Here is a 20,263-nt window from a genome sequence, read left to right on the forward strand (position 1 = left end):
GGAAACCTATAAACAGGTTTCCGATTGTCTCTCATCAGAAGGATCGGTCAACTGATCCTTATCTGATCTACATTGCCTTTATTAAGGGCTCTTTTTATTGATAAAAAGCAAAACTCCGTTCGAAATTTAGCCTCTATTTCTCAAACTCATACCTGCCTCTAAGACCCTCATTCCACAATCAATTATCCTGCGCTTAGAATGAATATTTAGAGGGGCAGCCAATGCCAAAGATGAGTGTAAACACGTTGGCGAAATTGCTGGTGTGCTTTTTAATTCCGCTCGGTGTTTTGATGATGCCGATCGATGCTATTCCTATTGACGATCTCACTTTAATTCAGCATCGCCTGTTGGCTATTTTTCTTCTTGCTGCCCTACTTTGGGTTCTCGAGCCGGTTCCCGTTTTTGCTACGTCCATTCTTATTATCGCTCTTGAACTGATCATGATATCGGATAAAGGTTTGCATCTATTTCGCAATCCACCAGCGGGGCATGATTTAGGAGAGTTAATTGCTTACACCGATATTTTCTCGGCCTTCTCTTCACCGATCATTATTCTTTTTATGGGTGGTTTTGCTCTCGCGATTGCGGCTTCCAAATACGAGCTCGACAACAACCTCGCCCGAGTGCTATTAAAACCATTCGGCACACAACCTAAGTTCATAATGCTGGGCTTGATGTTAATTACCGCCGTTTTTTCAATGTTTATGTCCAATACTGCCACGACCGTGATGATGCTAGCCCTGCTTGGCCCCATCGTCGCTTCAGCACCTAAAGGGGATTTAGGCATTAAAGCACTGGTGTTGTGTATTCCAATTGCCGCGAATACAGGCGGCATTGCGACTCCGATAGGCACGCCACCTAATGCGATAGCGCTTCAATATCTCACTGGAGAAAACGCGATAGACTTCCTATCGTGGATGACAATGGGTCTACCCTTTGTGTTGGTACAACTCACTGTAGCTTGGTTCTTGTTGCAAAAGCTGTTTCCGTCTAGCGAACCAGAAATGAAACTAAAGCTAGATGGTACATTCAAAAGGAGCTGGCGTGCGATCGTCGTCTACATCACTTTTGCACTAACCATTGTGCTTTGGATGACAACGAAAGTGCATGGCATGAATACATACGTTGTCGCGATTATCCCACTAGCAGTGTTCACGTTAACGGGCATTATGGGAAAAGAAGAGCTCAAGCTGATTAACTGGGATGTTTTATGGCTGGTTGCCGGTGGTATAGCAATTGGTATTGCCTTAGACAAAACGGGCTTAGCCGAAGCATTAGCGCACGCCATTGATTACAGCCTGCTATCACCATTTGCCGTTGTTTTAGCCCTATCGGTAGTGTGTTGGTTAATGGCGAACTTTATGTCTAATACCGCAACAACAAACTTATTGATGCCTATTGCTGCCGCTATTGGTACATCAATGCCAAGCCTTATTGCGGTTGGTGGCCTACAAGGTTTACTGGTTGTCGTCGCCTTCTCCGCATCACTTGGCATGATCTTACCGGTTTCCACACCACCAAACTCTTTGGCTTATTCAACAGGCCTCATCGAGAGCAAAGACATGACGAAAGTAGGCCTGATTCTCGGTTTGATTGGTCTACTTATCGTGTATGGCGCAGTTTTGGTACTGTTTTAATCGAAGAGCTCCATGAAAAAGCGTGTTGTCATGGAGCTGCTCTCCAGCTACTGCCCTTACAGAGCGGCTTTTACATCCCATAAATTTCGTGCATATTAAGACTCCTCTACTCTACAAGGACGTCGACACATCATGGGTTACGAATGGCTTGCTTTATGCGCCGCTTTTCTGTGGGCAGTTTCTAGCCTAATTTCGGTCATTCCTGCACAACACCTAGGCGCTTTTTCTTACAGCCGCTGGCGCATGGGCTGTACGGCCGTGATCTTATCAACAATGGCCTGGATAACTGGCGGCTGGTTAACGGTTTCTTGGGAACATGTAACGCCAATGATGGCCTCAGGACTGATTGGTATTTTTATTGGCGATACCGCTCTATTCGCGTGTTTGAATCGTATGGGGCCAAGACAAGCCGGGTTACTCTTCTCTTGCCACGCCGTGTTCTCTGCCATCTTGGGCTACTTCTTATTTAGCGAAGTCATGACCACAATAGAACTACTGGGCGCATCATTGGTATTTAGCGGCGTGGTGATGGCGATATTCTTTGGCCGAAGAGGTCAAGTGAATAACGTCTTGGAAGACATTAAAGGTAACATCTGGGTAGGTATTGGACTTGGCTTAACCGCAGCAATGTGCCAAGCATTGGGAGGCATTATCGCCAAGCCAGTAATGCAAACCAGTATTGACCCAGTTGCGGCTTCTGCTATTCGAATGATCAGTGCCTTTTTCGCCCACAGCATGTTGTTAGTTCTAGGGGTCAAAGTCGCTCGCTCGACGCAACACATTACTTGGCGCGTATTTGGTATTACTGCCCTTAATGGTTTCTTGGCGATGGCCGTCGGCATGACGCTAATCTTATACGCACTGCAAGAAGGAAATGTAGGTATGGTTGCACTTCTATCTTCAACCACGCCAATTATGTTGCTACCACTGCTCTGGATTTACACTAAACGCCGACCAAACCGATTTGCATGGTTGGGCGCAGCCCTAGCTGTGATTGGTGCTGGCATTTTGGTTCAGTAACCTTACAGACCAGCCCTTACTGCCAGATACAAAAAAGCCCGAGTTTAAACTCGGGCTTTTGTCATTCGGAGCCGTTAGTTAATTATTTAACTAGTACTTCACCCGTCATTTCTGCTGGGATTTCTAGACCAGCTAGAGAAAGCATGGTTGGTGCAAGGTCAGACAGTTTACCGCCTTCTTTGAATTCAACCGCTTTGTCACCTACATAGATTAGAGGTACTGGTAGGTTAGTATGAGCAGTGTGGATGCCGCCAGTTTCAGGGTCGATCATCATTTCTGCGTTACCGTGGTCCGCAGTGATCAATAGTTGACCGCCAACTTCTTTGATTGCTTCAACCACTTTACCCACACTTTCATCTAGAGCTTCGATTGCTTTCTCAGCCGCTTCATAAACGCCAGTGTGACCAACCATATCTGCGTTCGGGTAGTTACAGATGATGGTATCGAACTTACCAGACTTGATAGCCGCAACCATCTTATCTGTTAGTTCTGGAGAGCTCATTTCAGGCTGCATGTCGTACGTTGCAACTTTTGGTGAAGCAACCAATTGACGCTCTTCGCCTTCAAATTCGTTCTCAACACCACCGTTGAAGAAGAAAGTCACGTGTGCGTATTTCTCTGTTTCAGAGATACGTAGCTGAGTTTGACCTTGTTTAGATAGCCACTCACCGTAAGTGTTTTCTAGAGACGCAGGTGGGAATGCGATAGCTAGAGGGATATCAGCCGCGTATTGAGTCAGCATCACAAAGTTGATTGCTGGGAATACTGCACGCTCAAAGCCGTCAAACGCAGGAACGAATGCACGAGTGATTTGACGTGCACGGTCAGCACGGTAGTTCATGAAGATAACCGCATCACCATCTTGCATGATTGCGTCTTCTTGACCTTCCGCTTTGATAGCTGTTGCTTTAACGAATTCGTCGTTTTCTTCACGAGCGTAAGCCGCTTCTAGACCTGCAACTGCCGTTTCTGCTGTGAACTCAGCTTTAGCTTGAGTTAGAAGATCGTAAGCAACTTGGACGCGATCCCAGTTGTTGTCACGGTCCATTGCGTAGTAACGACCTACTAGAGAAGCAACGCGGCCTTTACCTAGTTTCGCAAATAGGTCTTGGAAACGTTGTAGTGAGTTTTCAGCACTACGTGGTGGTGTGTCACGGCCGTCTAGGAAGCAGTGTAGGTAGATTTTCTCTGCGCCACGCGCCGCTGCCATTTCAACTGCAGCGTAAATGTGGTCTTCGTGAGAGTGAACACCGCCTGGAGACATCAGGCCCATGATGTGTACTGCTTTTTCAGCTTTCACAGCAGAGTCGATTGCTTCAACTAGCGCAGGCGTTTGTTCGAACTCACCATCAGCAATTGATTTAGTGATACGAGTCAGGTCTTGGTATACAACGCGGCCTGCACCAATGTTAGTGTGACCAACTTCAGAGTTACCCATTTGACCATCAGGAAGGCCAACATCCATGCCTGAAGCAGAGATTAATGTGTGTGGGTTATTCGCAATCAGAGCATCCATTACTGGTGTTTTCGCATTCGCAATTGCGTTACTTGCTGTGTCTTCACGGTAACCGTAACCGTCAAGGATAACTAGAGCCAGTGGCTTCTTAGCTGACATAGTGATGACCTCATCAAATTTAAGTAACTTTTGGCGTAGGGCCTCGCTGCCCTATCTAACCTTGAAACAAAACTAGCGTAATTTTACTACACTTTTTAACCAAAACTGTAGGTTAAGATCAAATAATGTTTGCGATTTATTGTTGCTATCTTACAAGTTAAGCGAACAACGAGTCAGTGCCGACAATCGTGTTCCACAAGCATAGTCATTTCTAATACGCTTTGTACACCCCAGTCTAAGTTCGGTTTTCTTACGCTTCTCATTCTTATTTTTGCACTTGAAACAGCGCTAATTTAAAGCAACATCAAACAAGATGGGTTAATACCTATTGTTCTCTTTTCTCAGTAAAACAGAAGTCACTTAAACCGATAAGTCCAATAGGCAAAAGCAATCAAGCTACCAGAGCGAAATGTACGGATAGTAAGGGCATAAAGGGTTTATAGAGATCTCAATTATTCGTTAGAAAATTTTAACCCTCTCGCCTAAGAGCCGTAACCTCGCTATACTCCTGCTTTATTTTTCCGCCAACAGCGTAAGAGCTCAAGACATGCAAGAGTACATTGAATTTTTCCAACAGAACATGATTCTATCTTTGGTTTGGGTAGGTCTTCTTGTCGCCTTTATCATGAACATCGTGAAGTCAGCGACAGCCGCATACAAAGAAATCAACGTAAACCAACTGACTCATCTTATGAACCGTGAAAACGGCGTTGTAGTGGATATCCGTACCAAGGACGAGTTCAAAAAAGGTCATATCACCGACTCACTTCACATTTTACCGTCAGACATCAAAGCGGGTAACTTGGGTAGCCTTGAAAACCACAAATCAGACCCAATCATTGTGGTATGCAAGACAGGACAGACCGCTCAAGAAAGCGCAAACCTATTAGTAAAAGCTGGCTTCGAAAACGTGAGCCTACTAAAAAATGGTTTGATTGCGTGGAACGAAGCGAACCTGCCGTTAGTTCGCGGTAAAAAGTAGGAACGTGGCAAGAACGAAAGTTCGCGTTTAAACGCGCTTTTACCAAGCCTCGCGGACAAAAAACTGAGCAAATTGAAAGCAGTTGGAGCACTAAGTTGTGACGCTTTGCACGTAATACACGCTTCATCTAGTCAAGGTAGATTGGCTCAGTTAGTCTCAGGACATACCAGTTTTCTGAGCTTAGACGTTTCTAGGCTCAACAAATATTGATTTAAGGATTAAAAAATGGCTGAAGCAGCACCTCAAGACGCACAACAAAACTTCGCAATTCAACGCATCTTCCTAAAAGACGTTTCTTTTGAAGCGCCGAACTCTCCAGTAATTTTCCAGAAAGAGTGGAACCCAGACGTTAAACTAGACCTAGACACTCAAAGCCGTGAGCTTGGTGAAGGCGTTTACGAAGTTGTTCTACGTCTAACCGTTACTGTGAAGAACGAAGAAGAGACTGCGTTCCTATGTGAAGTTCAACAAGGTGGTATCTTCACTGCTGAACAAATGGAAGCTGGTCAACTTGCACATTGCCTAGGCGCATTCTGCCCGAACATCCTATTCCCATACGCTCGTGAAACTATCTCAAGCCTAGTCGTTAAAGGTACGTTCCCTCAACTGAACCTAGCGCCAGTAAACTTTGACGCGCTATTCATGAACTACCTACAACAGCAAGCTCAACAAGGCGAAGCTGAAGCGTAATTCACGTTTTATAAGTGACGAATAGCCACAGTGCTGACGTCACCGACTCAAATAAAATGCACAGAGCGTCTACCATCCGATGCAATGTGCATTTTTTATTTCTGACAAAAGTTCCTAGTTCCTAATCGCCAGAAGGCGTAAAATTTGACGATTAGGAACTAGATTCTACTAGTAGCAAGACAATTAGGCGGTAGCATGACACAAGCAAATACAAACAATGCTTACGGTAAAGACATCGCAATGACTGTGATTGGCGCAGGCTCATACGGCACCTCTTTGGCAATCTCACTCGCTCGTAACGGCGCGAACGTTGTCCTTTGGGGACACGAGCCAGAGCACATGGCTCGCCTAGAAGCAGACCGAGCTAACCATGCCTTCTTACCAGGTGTTGATTTCCCTGAAAGCTTGATCATTGAATCGGATTTAGAAAAAGCCGTTCAAGCAAGCCGAGATTTGTTGGTTGTGGTTCCAAGCCATGTCTTTGGCATCGTGCTAAACAGCTGTAAACCATTCTTGCGCGAAGACTCTCGCATCTGTTGGGCAACCAAAGGGCTTGAACCTGAAACGGGGCGCCTGCTGAAAGACGTCGCTTATGACATTATCGGTGAAAACTACTCACTAGCAGTATTGTCTGGCCCAACGTTTGCGAAAGAGCTCGCAATGGGTATGCCGACTGCAATCTCTGTTGCGTCTCCAGATTCTGAATTTGTTGCGGATCTACAAGAAAAAATCCACTGTAGCAAAACCTTCCGCGTATATGCCAATAGTGACTTTATTGGTATGCAATTGGGTGGCGCTGTGAAAAACGTTATTGCGATTGGTGCGGGTATGTCTGATGGTATCGGTTTTGGCGCCAATGCCCGTACTGCATTAATTACTCGTGGCTTGGCTGAAATGAGTCGCCTTGGTGCTGCGCTGGGTGCACAGCCAGAAACCTTTATGGGCATGGCGGGTTTAGGCGATCTTGTCCTGACATGTACCGATAACCAATCACGTAACCGACGCTTTGGCTTGGCATTAGGCCAAGGTAAAGACGTTGATACGGCTCAAGAAGAAATTGGTCAAGTGGTTGAAGGTTACCGCAATACAAAAGAAGTATGGCTACTTTCTCAACGTATGGGTGTTGAGATGCCGATAGTTGATCAAATTTATCAAGTATTGTATCAAGGAAAAGATGCGCGCTTAGCAGCGCAAGATTTACTTGCTCGTGACAAAAAAGCCGAAGGAAAGTAGCAATCTACCGCCCTTTGCAGCTCATCTGAGAAAAATTGAAGTTGTCGGGTCACGGAAGAACCACTCTGGATATTGAGAATGAAACACTGCGAAAAACAAAAAGTCTGGAACAAAATTGTCTCAGAAGCCCGTGAAATGTCAGAACAAGAGCCTATGCTGGCAAGCTTCTATCATGCCACCATTATCAAGCATGAAAGTTTGTGTGCCGCTCTGAGTTATATTCTGGCTAACAAATTGAACACCGCTTCCATGCCAGCGATGGCTGTGCGTGAAGTGGTTGAAGAAGCCTTTGCGGCTGATCCAACCATCACTGACGGTGCGGCTTGTGATATTTGTGCCACGGTCAATCGCGACCCTGCTGTTTCAATGTATTCAATGCCATTGCTGTACCTAAAAGGCTATCACGCACTGCAAGGCTACCGAGTAGCAAACTGGCTGTGGAAGCAAGGTCGTCACGCTCTTGCGACTTACCTACAAAATCAGATTTCGGTAGCATGTCAGGTCGATATTCACCCTGCAGCGCGCATTGGTAGTGGTATCATGCTCGACCATGCAACAGGCATCGTGATTGGTGAAACTGCCGTGGTCGAAAACGACGTGTCTATACTGCAAGATGTCACCCTTGGTGGTACTGGTAAAGAATGCGGTGATCGTCACCCGAAAATTCGCGAGGGTGTGATGATCGGAGCTGGTGCAAAGATTCTTGGCAATATCGAAGTCGGTGAAGGCGCGAAAATCGGATCTTGCTCTGTGGTATTGCAAGCCGTGCCTCCTCACACAACGGTGGCTGGCGTGCCTGCAAAAATCGTCGGACGTCCAAAAACGGACAAACCCTCTCTCGATATGGATCAAGGCTTTAACGGCAAGTCGCAAAGCTTTATCCATGGAGATGGTATTTAATCGTCAACAAACCTTTTTGACAACAACGTGGTAGGTAACTCTCAAGTGCGAAAACAAAATCACCCTGTTCTACGCTCGGCTATTTTATTAACTTGTGCTTTATCTGCCACTTATCCCATTACCTCCTCTGCTGTGAGTCAGCAAGAGCTCAAAGGCGTATCCAGTGAGATAAGCCGTCAGCGCAAATCGCTCTCTTCCCAAGAAAAGCAGCTCAATGAGTTACAGAAGTCACTAAAAGATCAAGAGCTTGGTATTTCTAAGCTTGAGCGTGAAATACGACAAACCAAGTCTAACCTCGCACAAGCAGACAAAAACATAGAAAACCTGGAAGAGAAAATTGCCTTGCAAGAAGCACAGCGTCAAGAGCAAGAAGAAGAACTCAAACAGCTGCTGCAAACGTATTACGTAACCGAGCGAGCGAAGGCCAATGGTCACTTGTTAAATCAAGGTGTGGAAGAAGACCGCATGAGCCAATACTTCCAGCATTTAGCTAAAGCACGTGCTGAAGTGATTGATGCGATCACCAAAATAACCCAAGAATTAGCGCACAACAAAAACCAGCTCGAGCTAGAAAAAGAGCAAATCGAGACTCTGCTCAAGCAGCAATCCGAAAAACGTACAGCGCTAGCGAGTACACAATCCAAGCGTAAGCAAACCCTGAATAAAATTCAGAGCAGTATCAAGAATGACAAACGCTACTTAGCCGAGCTGCAACGCAACGAAACCCGTTTAAAAGCAGAGATCGCCAAAGCAGCGAAGCGTAATGCGGTGCCAATGGACGGACTCGGCAAACAGCGCGGTAAGTTGCCTTGGCCACTCAAAGGCAGTGTGTTACACAACTTTGGTACGCGACAAACCGGGCAGGTAAACTGGAAGGGCATGGTGCTGTCTGCCAACTATGGTCAACAAGTGAAAGCCGTTTATCCTGGTACTGTCGTATTTGCTGAGTATCTGCGCGGATACGGTTTAGTGGTACTGCTCGACCACGGAAAAGGTGACATGACCCTCTATGGTTACAACCAAGCGTTAACTAAAAAAGAAGGCGATCGAGTCACCGCCGGCGAAGTGATTGCTCTCGCGGGTGATACAGGTGGTCAAGACAGACCATCGCTGTACTTTGAAATTCGTCGTAATAGTGAAGCGCAGAATCCGAAATCTTGGTTAAAGCGCTGATTATCTGACTTATTGACTTGTCATAAAAAAGGAGCCACTCGGCTCCTTTGTTGTATTCATGTTTTGGAAAACGCTATGCGTAGTAGGTTTCTACCGCATCAATAAAAGCATTCACATCATCTTTGCTTAACGCGTTGATTCCTGCCGCCGCCTCTCGCCCCCCACCTGTCGGGAACTGACCACACACGGCAACGGCACCTTGTTTATTGTTTAATGGGGCACGGAGTGAAACCGTATAAGTCCCATCTGCATTTTCAGTAAGTACCGCATGCGCAGAATCAGGGGTTTGGTTTGCTAGCCAGTTGCCATAAACACCACTGATTCGGCGTGATGCCGCCGTGTTTGGTAACTCAAACAACTTCAGCTTACCGCTCTCATGCATGGCAGGCACTGCGAGAGCCGCCTCCATGTCTTGTTGGTAAGCCGATTGCAATTGGTAGTATGGCGAGGCCGTATCTTCAATAGCTTCAAATGGTGATGTGTACTTCAGCAAAGCTCGGTACAGCTCCGCAGGGTGAAAGTGTAAATCTTCGACTTTCGATCCGTAGCCGTTGTAGTTAATTAAAGTACCCAGCTCTTTTAGCTGCTCTTTCTGTTGCTGCGACAAGCCCGCGTTATTCGCTAACTCATCGGCTTTAGCAATCATGTTATCGCCATAAGCCGCCGTAATCGCCCAGTCATGAAAACGCCCATCAAGCAACTTATCGACAATCAACGCCGTGCACATGTTGGCATCGAGATCGATGTGCGCATCCAAATTACCATGCTGAGGAATGTCGCCCGCTTTGTGATGATCGGCGTAAAAGACGTGCGCGCCTTGAGCCAAAGCTTGCTCTAGACCTGCCATGTTCTTTTCCATCGAAATGTCTAACACAGTCAGCTCATCACCCGCTTGCACATCTACTTTTTCCACCAGCTTGATGTCGCGCTTTACACCGGTTATTAACTGGGCATCGACAGGATCAGCCAAACGCAATTGTAGAAGAGCAATGATGCCATCAGCATCACCATTAAAAATGTCGTAATTCATGGGGCGATAGTTCCTTTATCGAGAATCTTATCCCTGCAAGGGTTTTTAGCGTATGGGACTATTGTGCGTGGCATATTTGACAAGTCAACTCGAGCCACGACTCGAAAATGAGAGTGACTCTCGAAATATTAAGCAGTTTGACGTTTAACTGTGTAGATTGCTAACCGCATCTTCTAATAACAGTAGCTGCTCTAAGCCCTGCTCAGTTGCTAATGGCTTAACGACATTAAGCATCTGCAACATCCCTTGCTTCACCATTTGCTCAGTAATGTTGGTTTTTGAAGCCATCGCAGATTGATACGCCAACCAACTACACGCAATCAAGTGCAATGTACATACCAGTGACTTCAACTGTTGTTGATCGACATTCAACAGCTTCATCGTTACGAACTCTTGCATAATAGCAATGAGGTTCGCTTGCAGCTTCTCTTGCACATCGATGTACTGTTCGTGTAGCTGTTCATCTCGTGACAAGATTTCTGGTAAGTTTGCGTAGAAAAAGCGGTATTTCCACATCAAGGTAAAAATAGAGTCTAGGTAGCTCTTCAGCATAGTCAGGCTCTCTTGCGAACCTTGAATAGGGGTAAATCTTTCTAAAAGTTCTGCTGAATAAAGCGCAAAGATCTCACGAACGATTTCTTGCTTATTGCGGAAGTGGTAATACAGATTACCAGGGCTAATTTCGATGTGATCGGCAATGTGATTGGTGGTGATGTTTCGCTCACCATGTTGGTTGAACAACTCCAGTGCCGCGTAGACGATTTTGTCGCGCGTTTTCATTGTTATCGTGTTCCCTCTTCATTAACGAATCGAGTATAGCGACTTCACCAACCTAGGTCGATAGAGGCTCCAAATACGGTAACATAACAGACCAGTTAAGATGCCAGTTGAGTTGGCGACAAGGTCTAACCAAGAAGTTTGTCGCCCTACATACCCTTGCAACCACTCAATAACGGCGCTGAATAGCAAAATACTAATCGCCACCGCCCAACGTTGACGCCAACGCCACACACAAAAACAACCTAAAAACGCAAAGCCGCTGTACGCCATAGCGTGCTGCATTTTGTCGAGATACGCGATATTGCCCCAGTCTTGCAGTTCACCTGAACTCAGAGATAAAAAAGCGATCAATATGGCGTAGCTAAAGATGACGAAACGTGCAGCCGTCAGGTTCATTGGACGTCCTTATGCAATTGGAAATGGAAAGGCCGTCACTTGATCAATGTGGTCACAGCCTAGCGCCAGCATGATCAAACGATCGATACCCAACGCGACCCCTGCACAATCTGGCAACCCTGCTTCCAGTGCAGAGATCAGATGATAATCGATCGGCTGTGGTTTTAAACCCATTTCGATACGCTTTGCGTTATCTTGTTCAAAGCGCGCTAATTGCTCTTTCGGGTTATCCAGTTCATGAAATCCGTTCGCCAGCTCTATCCCCTTAAAGTACACTTCAAAACGATCCGCGACGCGATGATCTTGAGGATTGATTTTCGCAAGCGCCGCCTGTGATGCAGGGAAGTCGTACACAAAAGCCGGCACGTCCTGACCAATTTTGTTTTCTACTCCCACGCTAAATAGTAGTTGCAGCAGCGTATCGCGATCTTCTTCTGGCTCAGCAATGTCACTCAAACCCAGCTTGCTTGCCGCCGCTTTCAGCTCAGTCATCGAGCCTTCCAGTGGACACACACCCAACACATCAATGAAGGCTTGCTGATACGTCATGCGCTGCGCTGCGCCACACTTCAATACCAGCTGCAACAGGTCATCCATTTCATCCATCAATTTATGATGGTCAAAGCCAACGCGATACCACTCCAACATCGTGAATTCAGGGTTGTGGTAGCGACCATTCTCTTCATTACGAAATGCTTTGTTGATTTGATAAATACAACCGCTGCCCGCAGCCAAAAGGCGCTTCATATGGAATTCTGGGCTGGTCATAAAAAACAGCTTACTGCCATCGGCATAGCCTGGGCCAACAAACTCGGTTTGGAAAGTATGCAAATGGATGTCAGTCACGGTTGCGTGACTCATGGCTGGCGTATCGACTTCCATCACCTGTCGGTCAGCGAAGAATTGTCGAATCGACGCGATTAACGTCGCACGTTGACGAAGTTGGTCAATGGAAGCAGTAGGTTGCCAGTTGGTTTGCATAACAAGTCTCTCAAACTTTAATTCAGCGAGGAAAGCCTCATTCTACATGCTTTTTACTCTTCAAGAAGAGAGGAATATCCCTTCTTCTTTTTACTAATGTGCTCGCCAATTTGAGGCAAGCATTACTCGTGCCGCAGCACAAAAAACACTCAGTTAAAATCCTATTATCCATGCGGTTAATGTCGCGCAACACAGGTTTAACATCCCTAATGTTAATGCTTGAGGGCCAAAACCTCGATGCCGTGATAGCAGTCACATAACCTATAAATTCTATGCCCTTAAGTGCATTACCGAAGCAAAAACCCAATTACATCAATTTTTCTGCCATGTGGCTCATCTACACTAACCCTACTACTTTTGGGGAGTTCTTTTTAAGGAGCGCCTCGTAATGACAATAACAAGCGGATTTCCGCAATCACACACTGGAGGATAACTGTGCAAATTATCACCACAGATATCGCAGTCATCGGCGCAGGCGGCGCTGGTCTTCGTACTGCTATTGCAGCGGCTGAAGCAAACCCAGACTTAGAAGTCGCTCTGATTTCTAAAGTTTATCCAATGCGCTCCCACACGGTCGCTGCAGAGGGTGGCTCAGCAGCAGTTATCAAGGATGAAGATAGCTTAGACAACCACTTCAACGACACTGTTGGCGGTGGTGACTGGCTATGTGAACAGGATGTTGTTGAATACTTTGTAGAGAACGCGACTCGCGAAATGATCCAAATGGAGCAATGGGGTTGCCCATGGAGTCGTAAAGAGAACGGTGAAGTCAACGTACGCCGCTTTGGTGGTATGAAGGTTGAACGTACTTGGTTCGCTGCAGACAAAACTGGCTTCCACATGCTTCATACGCTATTCCAGACATCAATGAAGTACAGCAACATCAAACGTTTTGATGAGTACTTTGTGGTGGATCTGCTTGTTGATGAAGGCGAAGTTCAAGGTCTGATTGCTATTCACATGTCTGAAGGCGAGCTTGTTACTATCAAAGCAAAATCTGTTGTTCTAGCAACAGGTGGCGCGGGCCGTGTTTACCACTGTAACACCAACGGCGGTATCGTAACGGGCGATGGTATGGCAATGGCGTACCGTCACGGCGTTCCTCTACGTGATATGGAATTCGTTCAATACCACCCAACCGGTCTTCCTGGCACAGGTATCCTGATGACGGAAGGTTGCCGTGGTGAAGGCGGTATCATCGTTAACAAGAACGGCTATCGTTACCTACAAGATTACGGCATGGGCCCTGAAACTCCAGTTGGCCAACCGAAGAACAAATACATGGAACTGGGTCCTCGTGACAAAGTTTCTCAAGCTTTCTGGCACGAACAACAGAAAGGCAACACCATCAAACACCCACTGGGTGACGTGGTGCACCTAGACCTTCGCCATCTTGGTGAAGAGTACCTACAAGAACGTCTACCGTTCATCTGTGAGCTAGCAAAAGCTTATGTAAACGTGGACCCTGCAAAAGAGCCAATTCCAATTCGTCCAACCGTTCACTACACCATGGGTGGTATTGAAACGGACGGCGGTTGTGAAACTCGCATTAAAGGCCTATTCGCGGTGGGTGAATGTGCGTCTGTTGGTCTTCACGGTGCAAACCGTCTAGGTTCAAACTCACTGGCTGAGTTCGTGGTATTTGGCCGCGTAGCAGGTGAAAACGCCGTGAAACGTGCGGCAGAATTCAAAGGCTGGAACGACGCGGCAATTGACGCGCAAGTAAAAGCGGTTGAAGAACGCATCGCTAACCTAATGAACCAAGAAGGCGACGAAAACTGGGCAGAAATCCGCACGGAAATGGGTCACACCATGGAAGCGGGTTGTGGTATCTACCGCCAAGAAGATTTGATGCAAGCGACTATCGACAAAATCACTGAGTTGAAAGAACGCTACAAACGCATCAGCATCAAAGACAAAGGTAAAGTGTTCAACACAGACCTTCTATACGCAATCGAAGTGGGTTACGGCCTAGAAGTCGCAGAAGCGATGGTTCACTCTGCGATTCTACGTAAAGAATCGCGCGGCGCGCACCAGCGTCTAGACGACGGTTGTACAGAACGTGATGACGTAAACTTCCTAAAACACTCACTTGCTTTCTACAAGCCAGAGTCAGCACCAAGTATCGATTACAGCAATGTGACCATCACTAAGTCACAACCAAAAGCTCGTCTATACGGTGAAGCAGCAGAAAAAGCCGCGGCTGAAGAGAAGAACGCAGAGGAGCAAGCATAATGTCAGCAAATCGCATTCAAAAAGTAGACATCCTGCGTTACGACCCAGAAAAAGATGCAGAACCATACAAGCAAACATTCGAAGTACCATTCGATGAAACCATGTCTGTGCTTGACGCACTTGGCTACATCAAAGATCACCTAGACAAAGATCTGTCTTACCGTTGGTCTTGCCGTATGGCGATCTGTGGTTCTTGCGGCATCATGGTGAACAACGTACCGAAACTTGCTTGTAAGAGCTTCCTACGTGACTACCCAGACGGCGTGACTATCGAGCCTCTAGCGAACTTCCCAATCGAGAAAGACTTGATTGTTGATATGACGCCATTCATCGAGCGCCTAGAAGCAATCAAACCATACATCATTGGTAACGATCGTAAACCAGAAGACGGTACGAACTTGCAAACGCCAGAACAGATGGCGAAATACAAGCAGTTCGCTGGCTGTATCAACTGTGGTCTGTGCTATGCCGCATGTCCTCAGTTTGGTCTTAACCCAGAGTTCATCGGTCCTGCTGCACTAACGCTAGCCCACCGCTACAACCTAGACAGCCGTGACAACGGTAAAGATGAGCGCATGAAGCTTATCAACGGTGAAAACGGTGCTTGGGGTTGTACGTTTGTTGGTTACTGTTCTGAAGTTTGTCCGAAGAACGTTGACCCAGCAGCGGCAGTAAACCAAGGCAAAGTGGAGTCTTCTATGGACTTCGTGATTGCTATGTTGAAACCTGATGGTTCACCAAAGAAAGTGGAGGCATAAGGATGAGCAATCGTAAACCTTACGTTCGTGAAGTAAAACGCACTTGGTGGAAGAACCATCCTTTCTACCGCTTCTACATGCTACGTGAAGCTACGGTGCTTCCGTTAATTCTATTCACTCTGTTCCTAACTTTCGGTTTAGGTTGCTTGGTGAAAGGTCCTGAAGCATGGCAAGGTTGGTTAGCGTTCATGGCGAACCCAATCGTAGTCGCAATCAACATCGTTGCACTACTCGGTAGCCTATTCCACGCTCAAACTTTCTTCAGCATGATGCCACAAGTAATGCCAATTCGTTTGAAAGGCAAACCAGTGGACAAGAAGATCATCGTATTGACTCAGTGGGCCGCGGTTGCGTTCATCTCACTGATCGTTCTCATCGTGGTGTAAGGAGCTGAGCAATGAAACCGAATTATAGTGTAAACACATCACCAAAACGTTCTGATGAGCCAATCTGGTGGGGTCTGTTTGGCGCAGGTGGTACTTGGTTCGCGATGATCACGCCAATCACTGTTCTTGTGCTAGGTATCTTGGTCCCACTAGGCGTGATTGATGCAGAAGCGATGAGCTACGAGCGTGTCTCTGCATTCGCAACCAGCATCATCGGTGCGCTATTCATCATTGGCACGCTAGCATTGCCAATGTGGCATGCAATGCACCGTGTACACCACGGCATGCACGACCTTAAGTTCCACACTGGTGTGATTGGTAAAATTGCATGCTATGCATTTGCAGGCCTCATCACTACACTAGCAGTTATCTTTATCTTCATGATTTAAGAGACTGACCAAAAAAAGAAAAAGCTGGCTAAATGCCAGCTTTTTATTGCTTTGGGTTACCTATGATCTTTTTGCTTTTTAAGCTTTTGACCACCCATGATCTTATTGCTGTGCGACCTTCTTTGTCTGGTCCATAAGACCCAGAGCACCAAAGCCAGTAATCACATCTAGGTTTGTTTTCAAGCCCGTTTCGTCACTTCCACCAATGTAATTTTGTGGCATCTGAACTTGGAAGTTTTGCAAATTGTTGTACAGCGAGTTCGCTACGTCTCGATTCAATTCTGCCAAGTAAACTTCACGGTTTGCTCCTAACGCCGCATACTTACCTTTTAGGACTTCAGATTCTGCGCGACCTTTCGCTAATATCGCTTTCGCTTCAAACTCAGCAGAAAGTGCGTTCGCTTTTTGAATCGCTAAGTTAGCCTCTGCGATAGCTAGCTCTTTCTCCTTCTCGACCTCAGCAAGTCGTTTGGTTTTTTCCACTTCAACGATTTCACGCTCTGCAATCTGACGCGCCACTTCCACTTCTTTTTGTTGAGCAATAATTGCGAGTTCTTTACCACGCTGGGCGTCTTGCACCTCACGTGTTCGTTGAATCTCTTTGCGTAACTGCTCGGTCTCTGCCTGTGCTTTCGACGTTTCTTGTTCCTGAATCGCGCGAATACGATCCGCCACTAAACGCTTTTTATCTGCCAATAGCTGATCTAATTGCTTTTCGGGCTGTGGGTCACCAATGGTCACCTGCGTCACTTGAATACCGTATTGTTGTAACGGATTGTCTTGACGAATCGGTTGCCCGGTTTTGTCTACGACAGGCACGGTTTTCCAAACCAGTTGATTGGTGCGCTGTAATTGGTTCGGATTGGCTTGATTCGCCCCAACAGGCGCAAGATCCAACTCTTCCACTTCAACCTGACGTCGCTCTGTTAGATAAATCCCCTCTCGTAACTGATCGCCAAGTTTCGATTTGAATTGGTTCAAACCACCTTGGAAAAACTCTTCACCCGTGTATTGGGTTGCGGTAATCACCGTTACGTTACGTGCGTTCTTTACAAGCAGCGCATCGATCAAGTTACTGTTGTTGCGGAACTCTTTGTGCATCTTCTTCACCGCTTCAGGGTCATTACTGAGCTTAAAGCGGAATGTTACGGGGATCTGACCAATATAGGTGTCGGCAAATCGAACCTGAATCGCATCAAGGCGTTGATAAAAATCTTCGCCCTTGCTGTTACCGAATGACACGGTGATCACTTGGTCATACTTGGTGATTTTGGACAGAAATGGCATGCGAAAATGAATGCCAGGTTCAGTAAACACATCCAACTCACCAGTAATATTATTCTGATGCACGTAGCTGTAACCCGCATCGGTCATCAGCACCGAGCTATTAATCGTTAAGCCTATTGCCAACAGCGGTACGCCAAATACGGCTGCTTTTAATCCTTTATGTAGTAACTGACGTCTTTCTTCCACCTTTAAACCCCTTCCTAAACCTCTGCTTTCCATTTTGTTCTCCTTTTTGGATTGTTACTGAGTTAAATCGATAAAAATCAGATTGCTATGCAACTCAGCGACAAGTACTAATGTATCAAAATGTTACATTAAGGAATAATCGACAGATTCATGGAATAAATAAGATTTTTACGAATAATACAAAATCCTCAAAAATTTGCGGAGGATATCGATGTTTTACGCAGAGGGATTAAAAGAGAAGAATCACAGGCAATAAAAAAGGCCGCCGAAGCGACCTTTCTAACAATCATATAAAGTGCTTACTTCACACGACCTACGTATTCAGCAGTACGAGTATCTACGCGAATCACTTCACCAATTGAGATGAACAGAGGAACACGAACAACAGCGCCAGTTGATAGCGTCGCTGGTTTACCGCCAGTACCTTGAGTATCACCTTTCAGGCCTGGGTCTGTGTCTACAACTTCTAGCTCAACGAAGTTTGGTGGAGTAACAGTAATTGGGTTACCGTTCCAAAGAGTGATCATACAAGTGTTGTTTTCTACCAACCACTTAGCGTTTTCACCTACCGCTTTTGCATCCGCTGCGATCTGTTCAAACGTTTCACTGTTCATAAAGTGGTAGAATTCGCCGTCTGAATATAGATAATCTAGGTCGATATCCATTACGTCTGCCACTTCACAAGTGTCACCAGACTTGAATGTTTTCTCTAGCACTTTACCAGAAAGAAGTTTACGAATTTTAACACGGTTGAACGCTTGGCCTTTACCTGGTTTAACGTATTCGTTTTCCAGAATTACACAAGGCTCGTTATCAAGCATTAACTTAAGACCGCCTTTAAATTCATTGGTGCTAACTGTAGCCATTTTTTCCTCTTACATTCTTAGAGCTAAATTCAATGCCGCACATAATAACCCGAAAAGTCGAATCTGTTGAGCAAAACTGGCTCAAACAGTTGGCGAATGGGATCTCTGATCCTGCAAAATTGCTCGAAATACTGGAAATTGATCCTTCACCGTGGCAAGACGGGTTTGCCGCGCGCAAGCTGTTTGCACAGCGTGTACCGCAAAGTTTTGTCGATAGGATGGAGAAAGGCAACCCTAAAGACCCTCTTTTACGTCAGGTTTTACCACTGAGCGACGAATTTGAGGTGCATCCGGGTTACTCCAATGATCCATTGGAAGAGCAGGACAATGAAGTCCCTGGCCTGCTACACAAGTATCGCAACCGCGCCCTGATGATTGTCAAAGGTGGCTGCGCGGTAAATTGCCGTTACTGTTTTCGTCGTCACTTCCCTTATCAAGAGAACAAAAGCGGGAAACAAGCCTGGACCAAGTGCTTAGAGTACATGGCACAACAACCAGAGTTGAACGAAGTCATCTTCTCAGGTGGTGATCCATTAATGGCAAAAGACGATGAGATTTATTGGCTTTTAGAGCACATTGCTCATATTCCTCACATCAAACGTCTGCGTATTCATAGCCGTTTACCTGTGGTGATTCCAGCTCGAGTCACTGATGAACTATGCCAACTGCTGCAAGCATCAAGGTTACAAATCATCCTCGTCACTCACATCAACCATGCCAACGAAATCAATGACGAATTTGCTGAACAGATGTTCAAGCTCAAAAGAGCGGGCGTTACGCTTCTAAACCAAGGCGTTCTGCTGAAAGGCGTGAATGATTCGGTAGAAGCTCAAGTGGCGTTAAGTGAGGCCTTATTTGACGCGGGTATCTTGCCTTATTACCTCCACGTTCTTGATAAGGTGCAAGGCGCAGCGCACTATTTTATTTCGGACGAAGAAGCGAAAGCTATTATGCGCGGACTCATCACGCGTGTATCGGGTTATCTGGTACCAAAACTCACACGAGAAATTGGTGGCAGGCCAAGTAAAACGCCGTTGGATTTGCATTTAGAGTAAGCTCTGACGCTCAATTAAATTTGTCGTCTAGATTGATTATTTTTGTTCGCTTTGCACGGTAAGTCTATGCATACTCCGCACTTTTGGAGGTCAAGATGCATACAGCATTCGAACAAATTTTCGATCTTGGCCCATTCAGTTGGCCTGCCCTACTATGCTGCGCCATTAATGGGCTCATGATCGGTATAGAGCGCCAAACTCGTGGTAAACCGGTTGGCATTCGCACAGCAATATTAATTATTTCAGGCACCTACCTGTTTATGTCGATGGCAGTGTCGTTATCGCCAAATACACTTGATCAAGCACGAGTGCTTGGTCAGATCATTACTGGCGTCGGCTTCTTAGGCGCTGGCGTTATGATGACACTTGATGGAAAAATCCATGGCGTAACATCCGCGGCTGTAATATGGGTGCTAGCAGGTTTAGGTTTGATGATAGGTTTGGGTTATTTAACGCAGTCGGTGGTTATTACTCTCCTGACATTAACCGTGTTGTTAGGTGTGGATAAAGCAGAAAACCACATCAAAGCATTACGCCGCGGTGTTCATCAAAGAATTCAACAACGCAAAACTTCATCACGATTAATTAAATAGTTAACGCCCCGAGAAACTCACTTCATCTCATCAGTAATTAAAGAGCCCTCGACGAACATCGAGGGCTTTCT

At 46.1% G+C, this 20,263-nt stretch carries 20 protein-coding genes; 13 read left to right on the forward strand and 7 right to left on the reverse strand.

Going from position 1 to position 20,263, the window contains the following annotated elements; genetic code table 11:
- Nucleotides 1–221: 221 nt before the first annotated feature.
- Nucleotides 222–1,637: an SLC13 family permease gene (locus R7Z41_RS19570; RefSeq protein WP_206971026.1), complete on the forward strand. Its 1,416-nt coding sequence runs from the start codon at nt 222–224 to the stop codon at nt 1,635–1,637.
- Nucleotides 1,638–1,769: 132 nt separating this feature from the next.
- A complete protein-coding gene (locus R7Z41_RS19575) occupies nt 1,770–2,657 on the forward strand; it encodes a DMT family transporter (RefSeq protein WP_005381469.1) in 888 nt (295 codons plus the stop codon).
- Nucleotides 2,658–2,739: 82 nt separating this feature from the next.
- Here R7Z41_RS19575 and gpmM read toward each other — a convergent pair whose 3' ends face one another.
- Nucleotides 2,740–4,272, reverse strand: coding sequence for a 2,3-bisphosphoglycerate-independent phosphoglycerate mutase (gpmM, locus tag R7Z41_RS19580; RefSeq protein WP_005381471.1), 1,533 nt, complete (start codon nt 4,270–4,272; stop codon nt 2,740–2,742).
- A gap of 547 nt (nt 4,273–4,819) precedes the next feature.
- Here gpmM and R7Z41_RS19585 point away from each other — a divergent pair.
- The 5 genes from R7Z41_RS19585 to R7Z41_RS19605 all read left to right on the forward strand — a co-directional run bounded on the left by R7Z41_RS19585 (nt 4,820) and on the right by R7Z41_RS19605 (nt 9,250).
- On the forward strand, nt 4,820–5,254 hold the full coding sequence (locus tag R7Z41_RS19585) for a rhodanese-like domain-containing protein (RefSeq protein WP_005386415.1): 435 nt from the start codon (nt 4,820–4,822) through the stop codon (nt 5,252–5,254).
- A gap of 225 nt (nt 5,255–5,479) precedes the next feature.
- Complete coding sequence (secB, locus tag R7Z41_RS19590) at nt 5,480–5,944, forward strand: protein-export chaperone SecB (RefSeq protein ID WP_005386410.1); 465 nt, start codon at nt 5,480–5,482, stop codon at nt 5,942–5,944.
- Nucleotides 5,945–6,139: 195 nt separating this feature from the next.
- The gene (gene gpsA / locus R7Z41_RS19595) at nt 6,140–7,177 is read left to right on the forward strand and encodes an NAD(P)H-dependent glycerol-3-phosphate dehydrogenase (RefSeq protein WP_005381474.1); all 1,038 of its coding nucleotides are present in this window, start codon (nt 6,140–6,142) and stop codon (nt 7,175–7,177) included.
- A 78-nt stretch (nt 7,178–7,255) separates the two neighbouring features.
- Entirely contained in the window at nt 7,256–8,077 is an 822-nt protein-coding gene (gene cysE, locus R7Z41_RS19600; RefSeq protein ID WP_005381475.1) for a serine O-acetyltransferase, read from the forward strand.
- Nucleotides 8,078–8,104: 27 nt separating this feature from the next.
- Nucleotides 8,105–9,250, forward strand: a complete 1,146-nt coding sequence (locus R7Z41_RS19605) for a murein hydrolase activator EnvC family protein (protein WP_005381476.1) — start codon at nt 8,105–8,107, stop codon at nt 9,248–9,250.
- Nucleotides 9,251–9,323: 73 nt separating this feature from the next.
- Here R7Z41_RS19605 and R7Z41_RS19610 read toward each other — a convergent pair whose 3' ends face one another.
- The 4 genes from R7Z41_RS19610 to epmA all read right to left on the reverse strand — a co-directional run bounded on the left by R7Z41_RS19610 (nt 9,324) and on the right by epmA (nt 12,437).
- Nucleotides 9,324–10,280, reverse strand: a complete 957-nt coding sequence (locus R7Z41_RS19610) for a DHH family phosphoesterase (protein WP_206954764.1) — start codon at nt 10,278–10,280, stop codon at nt 9,324–9,326.
- A gap of 144 nt (nt 10,281–10,424) precedes the next feature.
- Nucleotides 10,425–11,060, reverse strand: coding sequence for a TetR/AcrR family transcriptional regulator (locus R7Z41_RS19615; protein WP_005381480.1), 636 nt, complete (start codon nt 11,058–11,060; stop codon nt 10,425–10,427).
- 21 nt (nt 11,061–11,081) lie between these two features.
- Nucleotides 11,082–11,456 carry a VanZ family protein gene (locus R7Z41_RS19620; protein ID WP_017635567.1) on the reverse strand — a complete coding sequence of 125 codons (375 nt, stop codon included), beginning with the start codon at nt 11,454–11,456 and terminating at the stop codon, nt 11,082–11,084.
- Nucleotides 11,457–11,465: 9 nt separating this feature from the next.
- Nucleotides 11,466–12,437, reverse strand: coding sequence for an elongation factor P--(R)-beta-lysine ligase (gene epmA / locus R7Z41_RS19625; protein WP_005381485.1), 972 nt, complete (start codon nt 12,435–12,437; stop codon nt 11,466–11,468).
- Between the two features lie 435 nt (nt 12,438–12,872).
- Between epmA and frdA the strand changes: the two genes are divergently transcribed.
- The 4 genes from frdA to frdD are packed head-to-tail and all read left to right on the forward strand — an operon-like array spanning nt 12,873 to nt 16,205.
- Entirely contained in the window at nt 12,873–14,672 is a 1,800-nt protein-coding gene (gene frdA, locus R7Z41_RS19630; protein ID WP_115386347.1) for a fumarate reductase (quinol) flavoprotein subunit, read from the forward strand.
- Nucleotides 14,672–15,430, forward strand: coding sequence for a succinate dehydrogenase/fumarate reductase iron-sulfur subunit (locus tag R7Z41_RS19635; protein WP_005381489.1), 759 nt, complete (start codon nt 14,672–14,674; stop codon nt 15,428–15,430). Before frdA ends, R7Z41_RS19635 begins: the two co-directional genes overlap by 1 nt.
- A gap of 2 nt (nt 15,431–15,432) precedes the next feature.
- The gene (gene frdC / locus R7Z41_RS19640; RefSeq protein ID WP_005381491.1) at nt 15,433–15,816 is read left to right on the forward strand and encodes a fumarate reductase subunit FrdC; all 384 of its coding nucleotides are present in this window, start codon (nt 15,433–15,435) and stop codon (nt 15,814–15,816) included.
- A gap of 11 nt (nt 15,817–15,827) precedes the next feature.
- Nucleotides 15,828–16,205, forward strand: a complete 378-nt coding sequence (frdD, locus tag R7Z41_RS19645; protein WP_225478102.1) for a fumarate reductase subunit FrdD — start codon at nt 15,828–15,830, stop codon at nt 16,203–16,205.
- 102 nt (nt 16,206–16,307) lie between these two features.
- Here the strand turns inward: frdD and R7Z41_RS19650 are convergent, their stop codons facing one another.
- Nucleotides 16,308–17,711: an SPFH domain-containing protein gene (locus R7Z41_RS19650; RefSeq protein ID WP_005386397.1), complete on the reverse strand. Its 1,404-nt coding sequence runs from the start codon at nt 17,709–17,711 to the stop codon at nt 16,308–16,310.
- Between the two features lie 266 nt (nt 17,712–17,977).
- On the reverse strand, nt 17,978–18,544 hold the full coding sequence (gene efp / locus R7Z41_RS19655) for an elongation factor P (protein WP_005381500.1): 567 nt from the start codon (nt 18,542–18,544) through the stop codon (nt 17,978–17,980).
- A 32-nt stretch (nt 18,545–18,576) separates the two neighbouring features.
- On the opposite strand from efp, the gene epmB reads away from it, so the two are divergent.
- Nucleotides 18,577–19,599 (forward strand): EF-P beta-lysylation protein EpmB, encoded by a 1,023-nt coding sequence (gene epmB / locus R7Z41_RS19660; RefSeq protein ID WP_065274938.1) that lies wholly within the window; start codon nt 18,577–18,579, stop codon nt 19,597–19,599.
- A 95-nt stretch (nt 19,600–19,694) separates the two neighbouring features.
- Nucleotides 19,695–20,192 (forward strand): MgtC/SapB family protein, encoded by a 498-nt coding sequence (locus R7Z41_RS19665; protein WP_005381504.1) that lies wholly within the window; start codon nt 19,695–19,697, stop codon nt 20,190–20,192.
- Nucleotides 20,193–20,263: the final 71 nt, after the last annotated feature.

It is taken from the genome of Vibrio sp. 1457 (assembly GCF_033340195.1).
Classification (GTDB): Bacteria; Pseudomonadota; Gammaproteobacteria; order Enterobacterales; family Vibrionaceae; genus Vibrio; species Vibrio alginolyticus.

Excerpts from the sequence above, each read along its gene's own strand:
- R7Z41_RS19570 (WP_206971026.1), top strand. The coding sequence starts at position 222 with ATGCCAAAGATGAGTGTAAACACGTTGGCGAAATTGCTGGTGTGCTTT.
- R7Z41_RS19575 (WP_005381469.1), top strand. The coding sequence starts at position 1,770 with ATGGGTTACGAATGGCTTGCTTTATGCGCCGCTTTTCTGTGGGCAGTT.
- gpmM (WP_005381471.1), bottom strand. The coding sequence starts at position 4,272 with ATGTCAGCTAAGAAGCCACTGGCTCTAGTTATCCTTGACGGTTACGGT.
- R7Z41_RS19585 (WP_005386415.1), top strand. The coding sequence starts at position 4,820 with ATGCAAGAGTACATTGAATTTTTCCAACAGAACATGATTCTATCTTTG.
- secB (WP_005386410.1), top strand. The coding sequence starts at position 5,480 with ATGGCTGAAGCAGCACCTCAAGACGCACAACAAAACTTCGCAATTCAA.
- gpsA (WP_005381474.1), top strand. The coding sequence starts at position 6,140 with ATGACACAAGCAAATACAAACAATGCTTACGGTAAAGACATCGCAATG.
- cysE (WP_005381475.1), top strand. The coding sequence starts at position 7,256 with ATGAAACACTGCGAAAAACAAAAAGTCTGGAACAAAATTGTCTCAGAA.
- R7Z41_RS19610 (WP_206954764.1), bottom strand. The coding sequence starts at position 10,280 with ATGAATTACGACATTTTTAATGGTGATGCTGATGGCATCATTGCTCTT.
- R7Z41_RS19615 (WP_005381480.1), bottom strand. The coding sequence starts at position 11,060 with ATGAAAACGCGCGACAAAATCGTCTACGCGGCACTGGAGTTGTTCAAC.
- R7Z41_RS19620 (WP_017635567.1), bottom strand. The coding sequence starts at position 11,456 with ATGAACCTGACGGCTGCACGTTTCGTCATCTTTAGCTACGCCATATTG.
- epmA (WP_005381485.1), bottom strand. The coding sequence starts at position 12,437 with ATGCAAACCAACTGGCAACCTACTGCTTCCATTGACCAACTTCGTCAA.
- R7Z41_RS19635 (WP_005381489.1), top strand. The coding sequence starts at position 14,672 with ATGTCAGCAAATCGCATTCAAAAAGTAGACATCCTGCGTTACGACCCA.
- frdC (WP_005381491.1), top strand. The coding sequence starts at position 15,433 with ATGAGCAATCGTAAACCTTACGTTCGTGAAGTAAAACGCACTTGGTGG.
- frdD (WP_225478102.1), top strand. The coding sequence starts at position 15,828 with ATGAAACCGAATTATAGTGTAAACACATCACCAAAACGTTCTGATGAG.
- R7Z41_RS19650 (WP_005386397.1), bottom strand. The coding sequence starts at position 17,711 with ATGGAAAGCAGAGGTTTAGGAAGGGGTTTAAAGGTGGAAGAAAGACGT.
- efp (WP_005381500.1), bottom strand. The coding sequence starts at position 18,544 with ATGGCTACAGTTAGCACCAATGAATTTAAAGGCGGTCTTAAGTTAATG.
- epmB (WP_065274938.1), top strand. The coding sequence starts at position 18,577 with ATGCCGCACATAATAACCCGAAAAGTCGAATCTGTTGAGCAAAACTGG.
- R7Z41_RS19665 (WP_005381504.1), top strand. The coding sequence starts at position 19,695 with ATGCATACAGCATTCGAACAAATTTTCGATCTTGGCCCATTCAGTTGG.